Below are 19,284 nucleotides of genomic sequence, written 5' to 3'. Positions count from 1 at the left end.
ACGATAACAAATCTATTTGCTGCAACCTGCGAGGCGCAATGGGGTAATATTGACCAATCGCTGCTATGACTGGACCATGGAGAATAGGTTACTTCAGATCTTTCAGCAGAGCCTAATGCTACAAGGATTATTACTCACAAATCCTCCTTTGCTATTGACATTTAACTATCCTAGATGTAAACTATTTTCTTAAATCATTAAGACTATTGCCATGGAAATAAATGCTAGCTTTTTATTAAAAGCAGACCGCGTGTCTGACTATATCCCTGGAATAAGTACAATCACTAGCTTGATTGATCTATTTCAGAAATGCGTGGTGCTTCCATTCAAGCAAAAAGCAAATATTTCCAAAAATCATTACTATACTTATTTAAAGCAAAAAAGCTTTTCTCGTTGTGTTGTATTGCTACTACCTGTGATAGGAAACATTCTTATCGCAATTTATGATTTTGCTAAGAGCAGGCCCAAGTATGCAGACGCCACGCTCGTAGTTTCTCAGTCAGTCCCCCTTTCTGCTCCAAGCTTTTTTGAAAGTACCAGCACTCCTAAGCCTACCAGGGGAGGGATTGCGACAGATATAGACCGCAAGCTAGGCGAGCATGCAGAAAGCTGGGTGCTAGGTACAAGCGAAGCTAGAGCAAAGGGAGGGATTCAGAAAAAGCATTCTCAAGCCTTAATTGCTGCAGGCTATCCGGCAGAAGCAGTTCTAGAATTAATATCGGCAAAAAAGTATAACAAAGAAGTAAATAGCCTAACAGAACAACCCTCTCTTGGTATGCCTGATTGCTGTGAACCTAGCCTAGCACCCGATTTGCAAGCCAAATTTGCGTTTAACACCCCCCAGGCTAGTGCTAAAAATATCTATTTAGAGCAGAACGCTCAGCTGCATGTACATTCTATTGTTCAATGTAAGACAGAGCCTCCCTTATCTCAGGCAGAACTAGATCCCCAAAATCTCGTTAGCTCTCTTCGACACTATTACCTTTCTCAAAAAACTATTTCCATTTTTAGGATTAAAACGCAGCAAGAGTGGGAATTTAAAGTTCCTTTAGAAGAAATTTATGTGCGTTTAGGGATGATTGAAAATGAAGAAAGAAAAACACGCGATCAAGCCCTGAATAAGCATTCTGAACATTTACAAGATGCTCGCATTCCGTCTTACGAGACTATTTTCGAGTCTAAAGAAAAGTTTGAAATCGAAAAGCTTTTCGAACATAAAAGCTTTGAAAAAAAAGATCATAAAAGAGTTTTTATTCAAGGCGCAGCTGGCATTGGTAAAAGCACCCTCTGCCACTATATTAGCTACCATTGGGCAAAAGGGACGCTTTGGACAGGCATGTTTACCTGCCTTTTCTGGATTTCTTTAAGAAATTTCACTATAGAGAAATACCCTCCTGATAAAGAGTATACTCCAGCTGATCTAATTGCTAGAGAATATGCCGGCAAAATTGATCGCAGGGTGATCGAAGCTTGCATACACGATGCTACCTTTCGAGAAAAAACCTTGCTTGTCTTAGATGGGTATGATGAGCTTTCAGCAAAAGCCCAAGCAAACACAAGTTTAGCTATAGCTTTTAAACAGCTAAAAGAGTTATTTCCCCACATTTTGATCACCTCAAGGCCTGGAAGCTGCTCTTTTGAACGCTCTTGTGAGCTAGAGCTTTTAGGCTTTGATAAAGAAGGGGTTAAGCATTATATTGACCGGTTTTTTAAACACGTTCAAGCTGATGAGAAAAAACAAAAGCTTAGCCGCCTATTAAAAACTTCTCCCCAGGTGTTAAGCCTGGCACAGATTCCCATTAACTTAACCCTTCTTTGTTGCCTTTTTCATGAAGATTCCCAAGTTTTTGATGCTGAGCAATCCATTACTATGACGGCGATTTATGAAAGGATTGTTAACTGGATGTATCAGTGGTTTCTTTTGAGAAGAATTGACCAAGGAAAATCTAGCCAAACTAAAGAGCAAATTCTGGCAGAAAAAAAACTGCGTCAAAATCCAGAAGTAGCCAATATTTCGGCTGCTTTTGAAGAAATGGCCGATTTTGCGATGAAAAATGATACCCTTTATTTAAGCAAGCGAGAAATCGAAGACTTTAGAAGTAACAAAATCTCATCTAACGAGCTTGTAGATTGCGGGCTTATGCGTATCCCCGAAGCTGAAGAAAAAGGATATTTTGTGCACTTAACCTTCCAAGAGTTTTTAACCGCTTCAAAAGTTGCCAATCAATATCTCGAAGACGAAAGACAAACATGCCAAAAATTTATACGCAATTATAAGTTTGAACCTCGTTATGCTCTCATTTTACGCATGATTGCTGGCAGTCTTTCTCTGGCTACTTCAAGTAGCCGTCGTTATACAGATGTGCTCCAGTCTTTTTTTGATGATCTTTTTGCCGCCCCGCAAGACTTAGCTGTCAGTGGCGAGCTTGCTTTGATTGCGGAGTGTTTTGAAGAGTGTCAAGATCCTACAGCGGTGAAGCAGTACAATGGTTTTATTGGGCTTGTAAAAGACTATATTAAGCATTTCTGCTTGCTAAATTTAGACTTCGAAAGATTGCTCAGGAATAGAAATTTTCTTAATCATCCCGAAATCTTACATACTATCAGAGAACTGCTATCCGATCCTAAGACAAGAGAAAAGATGCTAAAAAGCTTACTACGCATCGCGGAAACAGGGCTAAACTTACCTTTAGGAATAGTAGGATTGATCGTGGAGGAACTTAAGGATCCTAAAAAATATTCTGGCGCTAGAAGGCATGCTGCCTCTATTTTAGAAGAAATAGCAAGGCAAGGAGGTGAGCTTTCGCAAGAGGCGGTAACCGTTCTCTCTCAAGCTTTCGAAGAAAACTTTATTTTGGTTAAAGATTCTGCTACTAGGGCCCTAGAAGCAATAGCAAAACAAAGAGGAGGGCTTTCTGAAAAAGCGTTAGCTGCTCTCATCCAAGCGCTCAAAGAAGGTGATAAACCCACTAGAGGTTCTGCTATTAGGACCTTAGAATCAATAGCAAAACAAGGAGGAGAGCTTTCGAAAGAAGCGCTAGACGCTCTCATCCAAGCGCTCAAAGAAGGTGATAAAGCCACTAGAGGTCCTGCTATTAGGGCCCTAGGAGAAATAGCAAAACAAGGAGGAGAGCTTTCGAAAGAAGCGTTAGACGCTCTCATCCAAGCTCTCAAAGAAGGCAATGGAAAGGCTAAAAATTATGTTACTGGTGCCCTAGGAGAAATAGCAAAACAAGGAGGGGAGCTTTCTGAAAAAGCGTTAGCTGCTCTCATCCAAGCTTTCAAAGAAGACAATGGAGAGGCTAAAAATTATATTACTGGAGCCCTAGGAGAAATAGCAAGGCAAGGAGGAGAGCTTTCTGAAAAAGCACTAGCTGTTCTCATCGAAGCTCTCAAAGAAGGCGATAGAGAGACTAAAAATTATGTTGCTGGTGCCCTAGGAGAAATAGCAAGACAAAGAGGAGAGCTTCCAAAAGAAGCGCTAGACGCTCTCATCCAGGCTTTCAAAGAAGGCGATAGAGAGACTAAAAATTATGTTGCTGATGCCCTAGGAGAAATAGCAAGACAAGGAGGAGAGCTTTCTGAAAAAGCGTTAGCTGCTCTCATCCAAGCTCTCAAAGAAGGCGATAGAGAGACTAAATGTTATGTTGTTAATGCCATAAAAGCAATAGCGAGGCAAGGAAGAGAGCTTTCGAAAGAAGCTCTAGACGTTCTCATCCAAGCTTTCAAAGAAAGCGATAGTAGGAATAAAAATCGTATTGCTGGTGCCTTAGGAGTAATAGCAGCTCAGAAAGGAGAGCTTTCGAAAGAGCCGCTAGATGCTCTCATCCAAGCTCTTAAAGAAGGCAATGGAGAGGCGAAAAATTATGCTGCTGGTGCCCTAGTAGCGATAGTAAAACAAGGAGGCAAGCTTCCAAAAGAAGCGCTAGACGCTCTCATCCAGGCTTTCAAAGAAGATGATGGAGAGGCTAAGTACTCTGCTGGCCGTGCCTTAGGAGCAATAGCAGCTCAGAAAGGTGAGCTTTCGAAAGAAGCGCTAGACGCCCTCATCCAAGTCCTCAAAGAAGGCGATAGAGGGACTAAAAATTATGTTGCTGATGTTCTAAAAAATTTAGCAGAACAAGGATGCGAACTTCCGGAAGAAGCATTAGACGCTCTCATCCAAGCTCTCAAAGAAGGAGATGGAAGGGCTATACATTTTGCTGCCAGTGCTCTAAGAACAATAGCAAACCAGGGAAGAGAACTTCCCAAAGAGGCCCTAGTTGCTCTCATCCAAGCTCTCAAAGAAGGCGATGGAAGGACTAGACATTCTGCTGCCAGGGCTTTAAGAACAATAGCAAAGCAGGGAAGAGAACTTTCCAAAGAGGCCCTAGTTGCTGTCATCCAAGTTCTCAAAGAAGGCGATGGAGGGACTAGATATTCTGCTGCCAGTGTTCTAAGAACAATAGCAAAACAAGGAGGGGAGCTTTCTGAAAAAGGGTTAGCTGCTCTCATCCAAGTTCTCAAAGAAGACAATGGAGAGGCCAAAAATTCTGCTGCCAGGGCTCTAAAAACAATAGCAAAACAGGGAAGCGAGCTTCCCGAAGAGGCTCTAGCTGCTTTCATTCAAATTTTCAAAGAAGGCGGTAGCGAGATTAAAGATTATGCTGCTGGAGCCTTAGGGGTAATAGCAAAACAAAGAGGAGAGCCTTCTAGAGAAGCGTTAGGAGTTCTCATCCAAGCTCTCAAAGAAGGTGATGAAGCGACTAAATATTCTGCTGCTAATGCCCTAGGAAAAATAACCAGGCAAGAAGGAGAGCTTTCTAAAGAAGTGCTAGCCGCTCTCATCCAAGCTCTCAAAGAAGACGATATTGTAAAAATTTATTTTGTCGACGCCCTAAAAAAAGTTGATAAAGATAAATTATTAAAAATGAGTAGCCAGGCATTTGCTTTAATTGCCGAAGTGTGTTTCTTTATTGAGTATAACTTTTCAGTGAAAGGTCAGCAACTTCAAGTTTCTGATAAAAGAGCAACTTGTTTATCCGAGCATACACTCAAGCCTGCCTCCGAAGAAATAAGGAAACAACTTCCTCCGGAGCTTGCTATATGGCGAGAACGGCTAGATAAACTTAGCTCAGCTGAGATTTCTTAAGAACCCATCGATCAATACTAAAAGGGATTGCTATCATTACTTTTTATTATTACAGGGGTGCTTATTCATAAACCCTTCTTTGTCATTGACATTTAACTTTCCAAAATGCAAACTATTTCCTTAAATAATTAAGAAAATTACCATGGAAATAAATGTTAGCTTGTTATTAAAAGCAGACCGCGTATCTGACTATATCCCCGGAATCAGTACAATCACTAATTTGGTTGATTTATTCCAAAAATGCGCGGTGCTTCCATTCAAGCAAAAAACAAATGTTTCCAAAAGTCATTATTACACTTATTTAAAGCAAAAGAGCTTTTCTCGTTGTATTGTATTGCTACTGCCTGTGGTAGGAAACATTATTGTCGCAACCTATGATTTTGCTAAGCGCAGACCCAATTATGCAGATGCCACACTTGTAGCTGCTCAGACGGTTCCTCTTTCTACTTCAAAAACTTCTCAAGGTGAAAGTTCTCCCGATCCTACCACTGAAGGCCGTGTTACAGATATAGGCCGCCAGCAAAGCGGATATGCAAAAAGCTGGTTAATGGGTAAAAGAGAAGTTAGGGTAAGCAACACAGTCCTACAAGGCTCTTCTCAAGCCATCGCTATGCCAGGTTGTTCTGAAGAAATAGCTCGACAGTTACCAACAGGGGTGTGTAGGAAAAAATCCCAAATAAGTAGCTTATCGGAACAATGGCTTCCTGGCATGTCTGGTTGCTGTAAACACAGCTTTAAAGAGCCTTTTATAGCTCTTTATCCAGATTTGCCAACTAAATCTGGGCTTGCTAGCCCGCAGGCTATCGTTGAAAATCCCCAGTTAAGTCAAAATGCTCAGATGAATGTGCAATCTTTCGCCATTGTTCACTATCACGGAGCGCCAACCCCTCGATTGTCAGGCGCGGAGCTTAGCAAGCGGTTAAGAGATTTGTTGCAATTGAAGTGCTCCTGTTGCATAAAAGATTTAATTGCACAAGGGCATAAATTTTTGAAAGAAGAAAATGAAGAAGCCCTCCTGCATGGGGTCTTTTATCTGGCCACAGCGTATGAATTGTATTGCAACCTTGACATACAAGAATATAGCTTTGATTGGCATGCACTTAATCAATACTTAGACAAATTAGAGAACAGTTTAAAAGACAAAGAAACCTTACTGCATTATTTCGCAGCCCGGGAAAATCTCAGCATCTTTATCTATCTCTTCGCGGAAAGGCAAAATATAAAAACTCACCTCGACGTTTTAGCAGGAATGACAGTTAAAGAAACGCCTTTACATGTGGCTATCAAAAGAGGGTCTATTTCAATTGCTCAATTTCTACTTGAACACGGAGCAGATGTAAAAAAACACGATAGCTTACAGAATAATGCTCTACACCATGCTTGTCGGTCACAAAAAGAGGGTATCGGTTTCGTCTGCAGTTTGCTGCAATACGATCCTGCTTTTATTAGAGCTAAAAATAGCGATGGCCAAACGCCTTTACACTTAGCCGCATTTACAGGAAAGGAGAAGAGTTTTGAATATTTGCTAAACCAAACTAAAGGCCGCCTCCAGTTGGATCAACAAGATAGGGAGGGAAACACTCTTTTGCATTTAGCGATCATGGGGTGGAGTGCATCTTCCGCTAAAGTCACAGGTTTCTTTTGTAAAATCGTCGAAGCCTTAATAAAAAAAGGAGCCAACCTAAATATCTTAAATCATAAGAAAAAAACGGCCTTAGATCTTGCTTTTGAAAATGCAGCCATTATACAGGCTCTAGTTCAGGCAAACTTAAGCCCCCAAGTTTTGGTTAGCTTTCTTCAAAACTGTTACCTTTCTCAAAAAAATGTCTCTATTTTCAGAATTATGGCGCAGCAAGAGTGGGAACTTAAAGTTCCTTTAGAAGAGATTTATGTGCGTTTAGCGATTATTGAGAATAAAGAGAGAAAAACACGCGATCAAGCCTTGAATAAGCATTCTGAACATTTACAAGATGCTCGCATTCCGACTTACGAAACGATTTTCGAACCCAAAGAAAAGGTTGAAATTGAAAAGCTTTTCGAACATAAAAGCTTTGAAAAAAAAGATCGTAAAAGGGTTTTCATTCAAGGGGCGGCGGGCATTGGGAAGAGCACCCTCTGCCACTATATTAGCTATCACTGGGCAAAAGGGACGCTTTGGACAGGCATGTTTACCTGTCTTTTTCGGATTCCGTTAAGAAATTTCACTATAGAGAAATATCCCCCTGATAAAGAATATACTCCAGCTGATCTAATTGCTAGAGAATATGCCGGCAAAATTGATCGCAGAGTGATCGAAGCTTGCATACACGATGCTGCCTTTCGAGAAAAAACTCTGCTTGTTTTAGATGGGTATGATGAGCTTCCAGCAAAAGCCCAAGCAAACACTAGCTTAGCTACAGCTTTTAAGCAGCTAAAAGAGTTATTTCCCCATATTCTAATCACCTCAAGACCTGGAAGCTGCTCTTTTGAACGCTCTTGCGAGCTAGAGCTTTTAGGTTTTGATAAAGAAGGGGTTAAGCATTATATCGATAGGTTTTTTAAACACGTTCAAGCTGAAGAGAAAAAGCAGAAGCTTAACCACCTATTAAAAACTTCTCCCCAGGTGTTAAGTCTGGCACAAATTCCCATTAACTTAACCCTTCTTTGCTGTCTCTTTCATGAAGATCCCCGGGCTTTTGATACTGAGCAATCCATTACGATGACGGCGATTTATGAAAAGATTGTTAACTGGATGTATCAATGGTTTCTTTTAAGAAGAATTGACCAAGGAAAATCTGGCCAAACTAAAGAGCAAATTTTGGCAGAAAAAAATTTGCGCCAAAATCCGGAAGTAGCCAATATTGCCGCCGCTTTTGAAGAAATGGCCGATTTTGCGATGAAAAATGATACCCTTTATTTAAGCAAGCGAGAAATTGAAGACTTTAGAGGTAACAAAATCTCTTCCAATGAGCTTGCAGATTGCGGGCTGATGCGCATTCCTGGAGCAGAAATTGAAGCTGAAGAAAAAGGGTATTTTATCCACTTAACCTTCCAAGAGTTTCTAACCGCTTCAAAAGTTGCCAATCAATACCTTGAAGGAGAAAGACAAACATGCCAAGCATTTGTACAAAATTACAAATTTGAACCCCGCTATGCTCTCATTTTACGCATGATTGCCGGCAGCCTTTCTCTGGCTGCTTCAAATAGCCGTCGCTATGCAGATGTGCTACAGCCTTTTTTTGACGATCTTTTTGCTGCACCGCGAGACTTAGCTGTCAGTGGCGAGCTTGCTTTGATTGCGGAGTGCTTTGAAGAGTGTCAAGATCCTACGGTGGTGAAGCAGTATAATGGTTTTATTGGGCTTGTAAAAGGCTATATTAAGCATCTCTGCTTGCTAAATTTAAACTTCGAAAGATTGCTCAGGAATACAAATTTTCTTAATCATCCCGAAATCATACATACTATCAGGGAACTGCTATCCGATCCTAACACAAAGAAAAATATGCTAATAATCTTACTACGCATCTCGAAAACTGGAATAAGCTTAGCTTCAGAAATAGTAGGATTAATCATTGAGGAACTTACAGACCCTACAGAATATTCTGGTGCTAGGATATGTACTGACTCTATTTTAGAAAAAATAGCAGAACAAGGAGGTACGCTTTCCAAAGGAGCACTAGCCGCTCCCATCGACGTCCTTAAAGAAGATGATAGAGAGACTAAGCATTATGCTAGTAGAATCCTAACAGTAATAGCAAAACAAAGAGGAGAGCTTTCTAAAGAAGCATTAGCCGCTCTCATCCAGGCTTTTAAAAAAGGCGATGAAGAAACTAAATGTTATGCTGCTGATGCCCTAGGAGAAATAGCAAAACAAGAAGGTGAACTTTCGGAAGAGGCACTAGTCGTTCTCATTCAGGCTTTCAAAGAAGGCGATAGAGCGACTAAATATTATGCTGGCCGTGCCATAGAAGCAATAGCAAAGCAAGGAGGTGAACTTTCGGAAGAGACGCTAGTCGTTCTCATTCAGGCTTTCAAAGAAAGCGATAGAGAAACTAAGTATTCTGCTGCTGATGCCCTAAGGGCACTAGCAAAGCAAGGAGGCAAACTTTCGAAAGAGGCACTAGCCGTTCTCATCCAGGCTCTTAAAAAAGGCGATGAAGAGACTAAATGTTATGTTGCTGATGCCCTAGGAGAAATAGCAAAACAAGAAAATGGGCTTCAAAAAGAAGCGCTAGCTGCTCTAATCCGAGCTCTCAAAGAAGGCGATAGAGGGACTAAATATTATGCTGGTCGTGCCCTAGAAGCAATAGCAAGACAAGGAGGTAAGCTTCCGAAAGAAGCGCTAGCCGCTCTAATCCGAGCTCTCAAAGAAAGTGAAGAGCGGACTAAAACCCATGCTGCTTGTGCTCTAAAAGCAATAGCTAAACAAGAAGGTGAGCTTCCAAAAGAAGCGCTAGCCGCCCTCATCCTAGCGCTTCAAGTAGATCCTATTAAGGTTAAAATTCCTGCTGCTGGTGCCCTAAGGGCAATGGCAAAACAAGGAGGTGAGCTTCAAAAAGAAGCGCTAGCCGCTCTCATCCGGGTTCTCAAAGAAGGCGATAGAGAGACTAAATATTATGCTGCTGGAATTCTAAGAAAAATAGCTGAACAAGGAGATGAGCTTCCAAAAGAAGTGCTAGCCGCTCTCATCCAAGCGCTACAAATAGATCATATTAAGGTTAAAATTTCTGCTGCTGGTGCCCTAAGGGCAACAGCTGAACAAGGAGGTGAGCTTCAAAAAGAAGCGCTAGCAGCTCTCATCCGGGCTTTCAAAGAAGGCGATAGAGAGACTAAATATTGTGCTGTTGTTGCCCTAGAAGAAATAGCAAACCAAGGAGGTGAGCTTCAAAAAGAAGTGCTAGTCGTTCTCGTCCAGGCTCTCAAAGAAGAAGATGATGAGGCTCAATATCGGGCTGTGGCTGCTCTAGGAGAAATAATAAACCAAGGAGGCAAGCTTCCGAAAGAAGCCTTAGTAGCCTTCATCCAAGCACTTAAGGAAGCGCATAGTTCGACTAAGGCCTATGTAGCTAAGATTCTAGGAGAACTAGCAAAGCAAGGAGATGAACTTCCGGAAGGAGCGCTAGACGCTCTCTTTCAAACTCTCAAGGAAGGTGATTTTAAGCTTAAAAGTTATGCTGCTGTTGCCTTAGTAGCAATAGTAAAACAAAGAGAAGAGCTTCCGAAAGAAGTGCTAGACGCTCTCATCCAGGCTCTCAAAGAAGGCGATAGAGAGACTAAATATTCTGCTAGCCGTGCTCTAGAAGCAATAGCAAGACAAGGAGGTGAGTTTTCTAAAGAAGCGCTAGATACTCTCACCCAGGCTCTCAAAGAAGGCGATAGAGAGACTAAATATTCTGCTAGCCGTGCTCTAGAAGCAATAGCAAGACAAAGAGGTGAGCTTCCAAAAGAAGCGCTAGATGCCCTCCTCCAAGCCCGTAAAGAAGGTGATGGAGAGACTAAGTACTCTGCTGTTGATGCCCTAAGAAAGATAGCAAGACAAGGAGGTGGGTTTTCTAAAGAAACAATAGATACTCTCACCCAAGTTCTTAAAGAAGACGATAGAGAGACTAAGTATTCTGCTGTTATTGCCCTAAAAACAATAGCAAGGCAAGGAGGTGAGCTTTCTAAAGAAGCAATAGATACTCTCATCCAAGTTCTCAAAGAAGGCGATAGAGAGACTAAAATTCATGCTGTTGATACTCTAAAAGAAGTTGATAAAGTTGCATTATTAAAGATGAGTAGCCAGGCATTTGCTTTAATCGCTGAAGCGTGTTTCTTTATTGAGTATAATTTTTCAGTAAAAGGTCAGCAACTTCAAGTTTCTGATAAAAGAGCAACTTGTTTATCCGAGCATGCACTCACGCTTACTTACGAAGAAATAAGGAAACAGCTGTCTCCACAGCTAGCTATATGGCGGAAGCGGCTAGATAGCCTTAGCCCAGCTGAGATTTCTTAAGATTCATTGAGCAATACTAAAAGGGGTTGCTATCATCACTTTTTGTTATTGCAGGGGAAATTGTCCATAAGTCCTTCTTTGTCATTGACATTTAAAGTTCATGGTTGTAAAATATTTTCTTAAATCATTAAGGTTATTGCTATGGACATAAATGCTAGCTTTTTATTAAAAGCAGACCGCGTGTCTGACTATATCCCCGCAATCAGTACAATCACTAACTTGATTGATTTATTCCAAAAATGCGTAGTGCTTCCCTTCAAGCAAAAAATAAATGTTTCCAAAAGCCATTATTACGCCTATTTAAAGCAAAAAAGCTTTTCTCGCTGTGTTGTACTGCTACTACCTGTGATAGGAAACATTCTTGTCGCAATCTATGATTTTGCTAAAAGTAGGCCCCATTATGCAGGCGCCACGCCTGTAGATGCTCAGCCGGTTCCTCATTCTACTCTAAAGTATTCTGAAAGTATCAGCCCCCCTAAACCTATCAGGAAAGGGATCGCTATAGACATAGAAGCAAGTAGCGTAGCAGAACAATCCTCTCTTGGAGAGCCTGATTGCTGTGAACACAGCCTGAAACACGATTTACAAACCAAACTTGTGCTTAACACCCCCCGTGCTAGCGCTAAAAATATCTATTTAGGGCAGAACGCTCAACTGCATGTGCATTCTATTGTCCAATGTAAGACAGAGCCTCCCTTATCTCAGGCAGAACTAGATCCACAAAATCTCGTTAGCTCTCTTCGACACTATTACCTTTCTCAAAAAACTATTTCCATTTTTAGAATTAAGGCGCAGCAAGAGTGGGAACTTAAGATACCTTTAGAAGAAATTTATGTGCGTTTAGGGATGATTGAAAATAAAGAAAGAAAAACACGCGATCAAGCCTCGAATGAGCATTCTAATTACATTCGAGATGAGCGTGTCCCGACTTATGAAACCATCTTCGAGCCTAAGCAGGAGATTGAACTTGAAAAGCTTTTTGAACACGAAAGCCTTCAAAAAGAAAATGCTAAAAAAATTTACCTCCAAGGTTCTGCTGGAAGCGGTAAGAGTACTCTATGCCACTATATTAGCTACCGTTGGGCAAAAGGAGAGCTTTGGCAAGGCATCTTTGCCTGCCTCTTTTGGATTCCCTTAAGAAATCTGACCTTAAGGAAATATCCCGAGGATAAAGATTATACGCCAGCTGATCTGATTGCGAGAGAATATAAAGGCAAAATCGACCGCAGGGTCATCGACTTTTGTCTAAAAGATCCTGCCTTTCGAGAAAAAACTTTGCTTGTCTTAGACGGCTATGATGAGCTTTCAGCAGATGCCCAAGGTAACAATAGCCTTGCTACAGCTTTTGAGGAGCTAAAAGAACTATTTCCCCATATTTTAATCACTTCAAGGCCTGGGAGCTGTTTTTTTAAGCGCTCTTGTGATCTGGAGCTTCTAGGCTTTGATAAAGAAGGAATCGATCGTTATATTGATAAATTTTTCACCCAAGTCAAAGCCGAAGAGAAAAAAGAAAAACTTCGCCATCTTTTAAAGAGTTCTTCCCAAGTTTTAAGTCTTGCCCGCATTCCTATGCTCTTAATTTTACTGTGCTGCCTCTTTCATGAGGACCCAAAATTTTTTGATTCTAAGCATCCCATTACGATGACTGCCATTTATGAACGGATGATTAACCGAATGTATCAGGGACTTCTTTTACGAAGAATTGGCCAAGGAGAATCGAAACAAACTAAAGAGCACATTTTAATAGAAGAAAACCTGCGCCAAAATTCAAAAGTTGATAAAATTGCCACCGCTTTTGAAGGAATGGCCTATTTTGCCATGGAAAAAGGCACCCTTTATTTGAACAAGCGAGAGATCGGTCGCTTTAGTAGAGATAATAAAATCTCACCCAATGAGCTTACTGATTGTGGGCTTCTGCGCATCCCCGAAGCGGAGGAAAAATGGTATTTTATACACTTAACCTTCCAAGAGTTTTTAACTGCTTCAAAAGTTGCCAATCAATATCTTAAAGGAGAAAGGCAAGCATGCCGAAATTTTGTACGGCAATATAAGTTTGAGCCTCGCTATGGCCTAGTCTTGCGCATGATTGCTGGCTATCTTTCTCACGCTACTTCAAGCGACCGAGGCTGTGAGGATGCACTGCAGTCTTTTTTTGACGATCTTTTTGCTGCCCCGCAAGACTTAGCTGTCAGTAGCGAGCTTACTTTGATTGCAGAGTGCTTTGAAGAGTGCGAAAATCCGACGCTGGTGAAGCAGTACAATGGTTTTGTCGAGCTTGTAAAAGACTATGTTAAGCATCTCTGTTTGCTAAATTTAGACTTCGAAAGATTGCTCAGGAATAAAAAACTTTTTAACCATCCCGAAATCGTGCATACTCTCAAAGAACTGTTATCTGATCCACGGACAAGAAAAGATGTTTTAGAAACCTTACTACGCTTTGTGAGAACAGGGCTAAGCCTAGCTTTAGAAATAGTAGGATTGATTGCAGAGGAACTTAAGAGCGCTAAAAAATATTCTGATGCTAGAGAGTATATTGCCTCTTCTATTGCTGCCTCTATTTTAGAAGAAATAGCAAAGCAAGGAGGAGAGCTTTCGCAAGAAGCGATAACCGTCCTTTTTCAGCTCCTCGGAGAAATCCACTATCCTGCTAACGGTTCTGTTGCTAGTGCCTTAGAAGCAATAGCAAAACGAGGAAGTAAACTTTCTGAAAAAGTGCTAGCCACTCTCATCCAAGCTTTCAAAGAAGGCAAGAGCAGGATTAAAGGTGAGGCTGCTAGTACCCTAGGAAAAATAGCAAAACAAAGAGGTGCGCTTTCGAAGAAAGCATTAGGCGCTCTCATCCAAGCTCTTAAAGAAGACGATAGTTGGACTAAAGTTTACACTACTCGTGCCCTAGAGGCAATAGCAATACGAGGAGGTGAACTTCCGAAAGAAACGTTAGACGCTCTTATCCAAGCTCTCAAAGAAAATAATGGCCTGGCTAAATATTCTGTTGCTAATGCTATACAAGCAATAGCAGAACAAGGGGTTGAGATTCCGAAAGAAGCGCTAGACGTTCTTATCCAAGCTCTCAAAGAAGATGATGGAGAGGCTAAAAATTCTGCTGCTAATGTCATAAAAGCAATAGCAAAACAAGGAGGTGAACTTCCGAAAGAAGTGCTAGCTGCTCTCACCCAAGCTTTTAAAGAAGGCGATAGAGCGACTAAAATTTATGTTGCTGATGCCATACAAGCAATAGCAAAACAAGGGGGTGCACTTCCGAAAGAAGCGCTAGCTGCTCTCACCCAAGCTCTTGAAGAAGGTGATAATCGAACTAAAGCTTATGTTGCTATTGCTCTAGAAGCTATAGCACAACAAGGAGATGAGCTTCCGAAAGAAGCGCTAAACGCTCTTATCCAAGCTCTCAAAGAAGACAATAGTACAACTAGATTTTATGCTGCTAATGCCATAATAGCAATAGGAAAACAAAGAGGAGAGCTTTCGAAAGAGGTATTAATCATTCTTACCCAAGCTCTCAAAGAAGGCGATAGAGAGACCAAATATTCTGCGGCTAGGGTTCTAGGGGCAATAGCAAAACAAGGAGCTGGGATTCCGAAAGAAGTGCTGGACGCTCTCATCCAAGCTCTCAAAGAAGGTAATAGCACGGCTAAAATTTGTGTGGCTGAGGTCATACAAGCAATAGCAAAACAAGGAGTTGAGATTCCGAAAGAAGCGCTAGACGCTCTTATCCAAGCTCTCCAAGAAAAAGATAATCAGACTAAAGCCTCTGCCACCAGAGTCTTAAGAGAAATGGCAAAACAAGGAGGTAAACTTCAGAGAGAAGTGCTAGCCGCTCTCATCCAAGCTTTCAAAGAAGGTAATAGTATAACTAGCTTTTGTGCTGCTTTTGCCCTAGGAGAAATGGCAAATCAAAGAGGTGAGTTCTCGAAAGAAGCATTAGACGCTCTCATTCAAGCTCTCAAAGAAAGTGATGGAGAGACTAAATGTTCTGCAGCTAAGGTCCTAATAGAAATGGCAGAGCAAGGAGGTGAGCTTTTTAAAGAAGCGCTAACCGCTCTCATTCAATCCCTTAAAGAGGGCGACAGAGAGACTAAATGTTCTGCTATCTTTTTTCTAAAAGAAATGGCAGGCCAAGGAGCTGGGATTCCGAAAGAAGTGCTAGATGCTGTCATCCAAGCTCTCAAAGAAGGCGATATAGAGATTAAGTCTTCTGCTTGTGATGTCCTAATAAAGATAGCAAAACAAAGAGGAGAGCTTTCGAAAGAAGTGCCAGCTGTCCTTAGCCAAGCTTTCAAAGAAGGTGATGAAGAGACTAAAGGTTGTGTTGCTGATGTCCTAGAAGAAATAGTAACACAAGGAGGAGAGCTTCCAGAAGAAGTTCTAGCTGCTTTCATCCAAGCTCTTAAAGAAGGTGATGAAGAGACTAAAGGCCGTGTTGCTAGGATTTTAGAAGCAATAGCGACACAAGGAGGAAAGCTTTCCAAAGAAGTACAGGCCGCTCTTCTCCAAGCTCTCAAAGAAGGCAATAGTATGACTAAGGATTATGCTGCTGATGCCCTAGGAGCAATAGCAGAACAAGGCGGTGGTGAGCTTCCGAAAGAAGTACTGGCCGCTCTTCTCCAAGCTCTCAAAGAAGATGATATGCGAGCTAATTTTTATGTCGTCGCTGCCCTAAAAAAGTTTGATAAAGATGCATTATTAAAAATGAGTATAGAGGCATTTCCTCTAATTATTGAGGCTTGCTTCCTTGCTAAATATAGCTTTTCAGTTAAAGATCGACGACTTCAAATTTCTGATAATAGGGCAGCTTATTCCTGTAAAGATAAATTAATGATGCTGAGTTACAAAGAAATAAGGAAACAACTGCCTCCACAGCTAGCTATATGGCGGAAGCGGCTAGATAGTCTTAGCCCAGCTGAGATTTCTTAAGAACCCATCAATTAATACTAAAAGAGATTGCTATCATTACCCTTTAGTATTACAGGGGCGGTTATCCATAAACCTTCCTTTGGCTTTGATTACCGCTAGTTCTTTAATTGTGCTTTAAGTCACCACCAATTTAACGTAAAGACAGCTTAAGCATAGGCAAAAAGGCTTAATTTTTTTTTGCTTGTTTGATAAAGAGCTGGCTGGGTTTATTAGGATGCAGGCAATAATAAGCTTATCCGTATGCAAAGTGAGCGATGTAAAAGAAAATAGAATTTCAAGCCACCCTCTTAGGGAGATTGCCAATAAGAGGACGATGAGCGGATGGGGTGAGTTGCTTAAATGTTTGTTTAAACCGTCTCGGTTCCGCAGAGCTTGGGAGGGGGATGTTTTGCCTGGATTCTTACATCGTAGGAGGCAAGTCTTTTTTAAGATAAGATGAAAACTTTTCTATCGGAAGCTTGATGTAGCCACTTCACGCTGGTTATTAAGCAAAAAGGTTTTTTCATTTTGTGAAGTCGTGATTGCGAGATAGGTGAAAGTGGCTTTTATGGAATGCAAAAAAGATGGCAGGCCATAAGCTGCCATCTAAATTTGGCTAAGCTCGATTAAACTACTAGGTCCTCATCGTCGTCATCGTCATCTTCATCGTCATCGCTGTAAGGATTGAAAGCTAGCAGCTCATCTTCCTTTTCTTCATCTTTTGTTTTCCCACAAGAGCATTTTGCTAATACGTTTTCTTCTTTTTCTTCTTCTTCGTTAGCAGCAAGCTGATTTTCTTCTTCTTCTTCGCCTTCATTTGCCGCGAGCTGGTCTTCTTTTTCTTCTTCCTCTTGGAGAGTAGCTAACTTATCGGTATGCTCTTCCTCCTCGTCCTGGTGGTAAACAGCTGTAGAAAATTTTTGGCCTTCTTCTTCTTGCTTAGCTTCTTCAGCATAACTTCCGCTTGCGGCGAAAATTGAAAGCATGGTGATTAAAAAAGTTTTTTTTAGCATAAGACACTCCTGTGTACAATATTAGTTACTTATCGTTTCAGTTTATATTTCTGGGGCAATCGCATCCCCTTGCTTTTGAGTAAAACAACCACTATAACAATCGACAACAAATTATATGGATACAAAAGGTTTTCCGCAAGCTTGTCAAATTTTTGCCGAATTTTCCCTTATCTGCCAGGTGCATTTTTTTAAGGATGCATTTTTAATTTGCTAAATGTTAATAATAGTAGCCCCTTTCAAAGCCGCTTGGTTTTATCTTTCTTGTTTCCCTCAAAGTTTTTTTGGCTTGCTTTGAAACCTACTCTGTTAGCAGATCTCAAACATCCAGCCAAAAAAATCTCGAGCAAACTCTATGAAATCTAAAAAGGTGTTTTGAAAGAGGCGCATTGACATCTTCCCCGCTATTCAAAGCCCAAGGCTTGTGCCAAAAAATAAAGATTTGTTTATTAGGCAAGTTTTTAGAATCTACTCCCACGTGAAGGCCACAACTCCATTATTTTCTTATGCATGCACAATATCTAAGCAGCAAATAAGCGACAAGAAAAAAACAAAATTTTTAGTTTTGCTTAAAGCTACTAAAACGAGGGAAATTTCGGGATCTCCGTTGAAAAATATGTTGAGATAAGATAATATTTTTACATTTAGTTGTCGATGTAAAAATTTGTTAAGAGAGTTTAAATATGCATCAGTTTTTTGAAATGACAGAGGAAGAACTCAAAAGTTTATTGATTTCTCTCGAACAAAAACCGTTTCACGCCAAACAATTAATGGATTGGGTTTATGGCAAGGGGATTATGGAGTGGGGGGAAATGACCAATATGAGCTCTGAGCTAAAAAAGCTCCTTCAGTCGCATATTTCACTCTCTCATTTACAGCTGGTGCACGTCAAACCTTCCGCAGATTTAGAAACCTATAAATTTTTATGGCGCTTAAAAGATAACAAACTGGTCGAGTCAGTGCTAATTTGCTCCCGAGATAGGCGAACGGTGTGCGTGTCTTCGCAAGTGGGATGCCCTGCAAAATGTGCCTTTTGTGCGTCCGGAAAACAAGGCTTTTTCCGAAATTTACGTCCGCATGAAATTGTCGAACAAGTTTTTTTAATTAATCGATGGCTCAAAGAAAAAGGGGAGCGGGTCTCCCATGTCGTTTATATGGGAATGGGTGAACCGCTCAAAAATTACGACTCTGTGGTTAAATCTATTCGCTTATTGAGCAATCCGGATCTTTTGAATCTTTCTCAAAGACGTATTACCGTTTCAACAGTGGGAATTGTGGAAGGAATTAAACGTCTTAGTCGAGAGGGGCTTAAAGTAAGCTTGGTGTTGTCCTTACATGCCCCTAATCAGCATATTCGGCAAAAAATTATTCCTTATGCCCGAAAATATCCATTAGAAGCTATTATGGAGGCGATGGAGGAATATGCAGAGCTTACCAAGCGGGATATTACTTTTGAATATACTTTGATTGCTGGCATCAATGACCATCCCGATCACGCCTTTGAGTTAACCCATCTTCTGCACGGAAAAAATCAATTCAGCGTAAATCTTATCCCTTATAACCCGGTTCCTGGGCTGCGATTGCGCAGGCCCGATAAAAAAGCTATTAAACAATTCCGCGCCGTCCTTTTTGGAGCAAAAATTGTCAATACTTGCCGATATACAAAAGGGGAAGATATTGCGGCTGCCTGTGGCCAGCTTGCTTTGCAAGAGCTTGAAAAAGAAAAAATTGCTTAACTATTGAATTATTTAGTATAATAAAGATAGCTTAACCGGAAGTCAGCTCTATAAGGAGAAAGAAGTGGAAACAAATTTAAATTCTCCAGCAGGAGGAGATGCATTTCGTCAATTTTATGATCAATCTTATCCTTTTCCCCCATCAGAAGAGGAGCAATTAGGGTCATCTTCAAAAGCAGAAGACGCACCTATTCCCGAAGAGAAAAAAGCAGACCCCTCTGTGCTAAAAAAGCAGCTGCAAATTAAATCACTGGGCAATAGCAAAACGGTTAATGACTTGTTTGTTTCTCGCTTATCCGCCAAAGCTTATAAAGAGCATACCAAACGGGAGCGTGCATTTGAAGAAGAGGTGACACAAAAAAAACGTCAAGAAAAATCTCTTCGTCAAGCGCGCAAAGCTAAAAAAGAGGCTTGGATAGAGCGCATGAAAAAAGCTCATCAACAAAAAGATCAGGATAGCTTTATAAAGCGTTTGGATAAAATTAGACAAGTCGATCTAAATCGGATAAATCCCCAAGCCTGATA

At 41.0% G+C, this 19,284-nt stretch carries 6 protein-coding genes; 5 read left to right on the top strand and 1 reads right to left on the bottom strand.

Features of this window, described 5'->3' with window-relative positions; all coding sequences use genetic code 11:
• Window positions 1-211 precede the first annotated feature (211 nt).
• From PARA125_RS06055 to PARA125_RS06045, 3 genes are all read left to right on the top strand, one after another.
• Complete coding sequence (locus PARA125_RS06055; RefSeq protein WP_213157821.1) at window positions 212-5,131, top strand: HEAT repeat domain-containing protein; 4,920 nt, start codon at window positions 212-214, stop codon at window positions 5,129-5,131.
• 142 nt (window positions 5,132-5,273) lie between these two features.
• On the top strand, window positions 5,274-11,105 hold the full coding sequence (locus tag PARA125_RS06050; RefSeq protein ID WP_213157820.1) for a HEAT repeat domain-containing protein: 5,832 nt from the start codon (window positions 5,274-5,276) through the stop codon (window positions 11,103-11,105).
• A gap of 141 nt (window positions 11,106-11,246) precedes the next feature.
• Entirely contained in the window at window positions 11,247-16,034 is a 4,788-nt protein-coding gene (locus PARA125_RS06045; protein WP_213157819.1) for a HEAT repeat domain-containing protein, read from the top strand.
• 605 nt (window positions 16,035-16,639) lie between these two features.
• Here the strand turns inward: PARA125_RS06045 and PARA125_RS06040 are convergent.
• Window positions 16,640-17,026 carry a hypothetical protein gene (locus PARA125_RS06040; RefSeq protein WP_213157818.1) on the bottom strand — a complete coding sequence of 129 codons (387 nt, stop codon included), beginning with the start codon at window positions 17,024-17,026 and terminating at the stop codon, window positions 16,640-16,642.
• Window positions 17,027-17,706: 680 nt separating this feature from the next.
• Between PARA125_RS06040 and rlmN the strand changes: the two genes are divergently transcribed.
• Both rlmN and PARA125_RS06030 read left to right on the top strand, forming a co-directional pair.
• Complete coding sequence (gene rlmN / locus PARA125_RS06035) at window positions 17,707-18,759, top strand: dual-specificity RNA methyltransferase RlmN (RefSeq protein ID WP_213157817.1); 1,053 nt, start codon at window positions 17,707-17,709, stop codon at window positions 18,757-18,759.
• Window positions 18,760-18,823: 64 nt separating this feature from the next.
• Window positions 18,824-19,282 carry a hypothetical protein gene (locus tag PARA125_RS06030; protein WP_213157816.1) on the top strand — a complete coding sequence of 153 codons (459 nt, stop codon included), beginning with the start codon at window positions 18,824-18,826 and terminating at the stop codon, window positions 19,280-19,282.
• The last annotated feature ends 2 nt before the right edge of the window (window positions 19,283-19,284 follow it).

The sequence above is a fragment of the Parachlamydia sp. AcF125 genome (genome assembly GCF_018342475.1).
Taxonomy (GTDB): domain Bacteria; phylum Chlamydiota; class Chlamydiia; order Chlamydiales; family Parachlamydiaceae; genus Parachlamydia.
The sequence above is the reverse complement of the archived record's forward strand: the minus strand, read 5'-3'. Positions and strand labels throughout refer to the sequence as shown.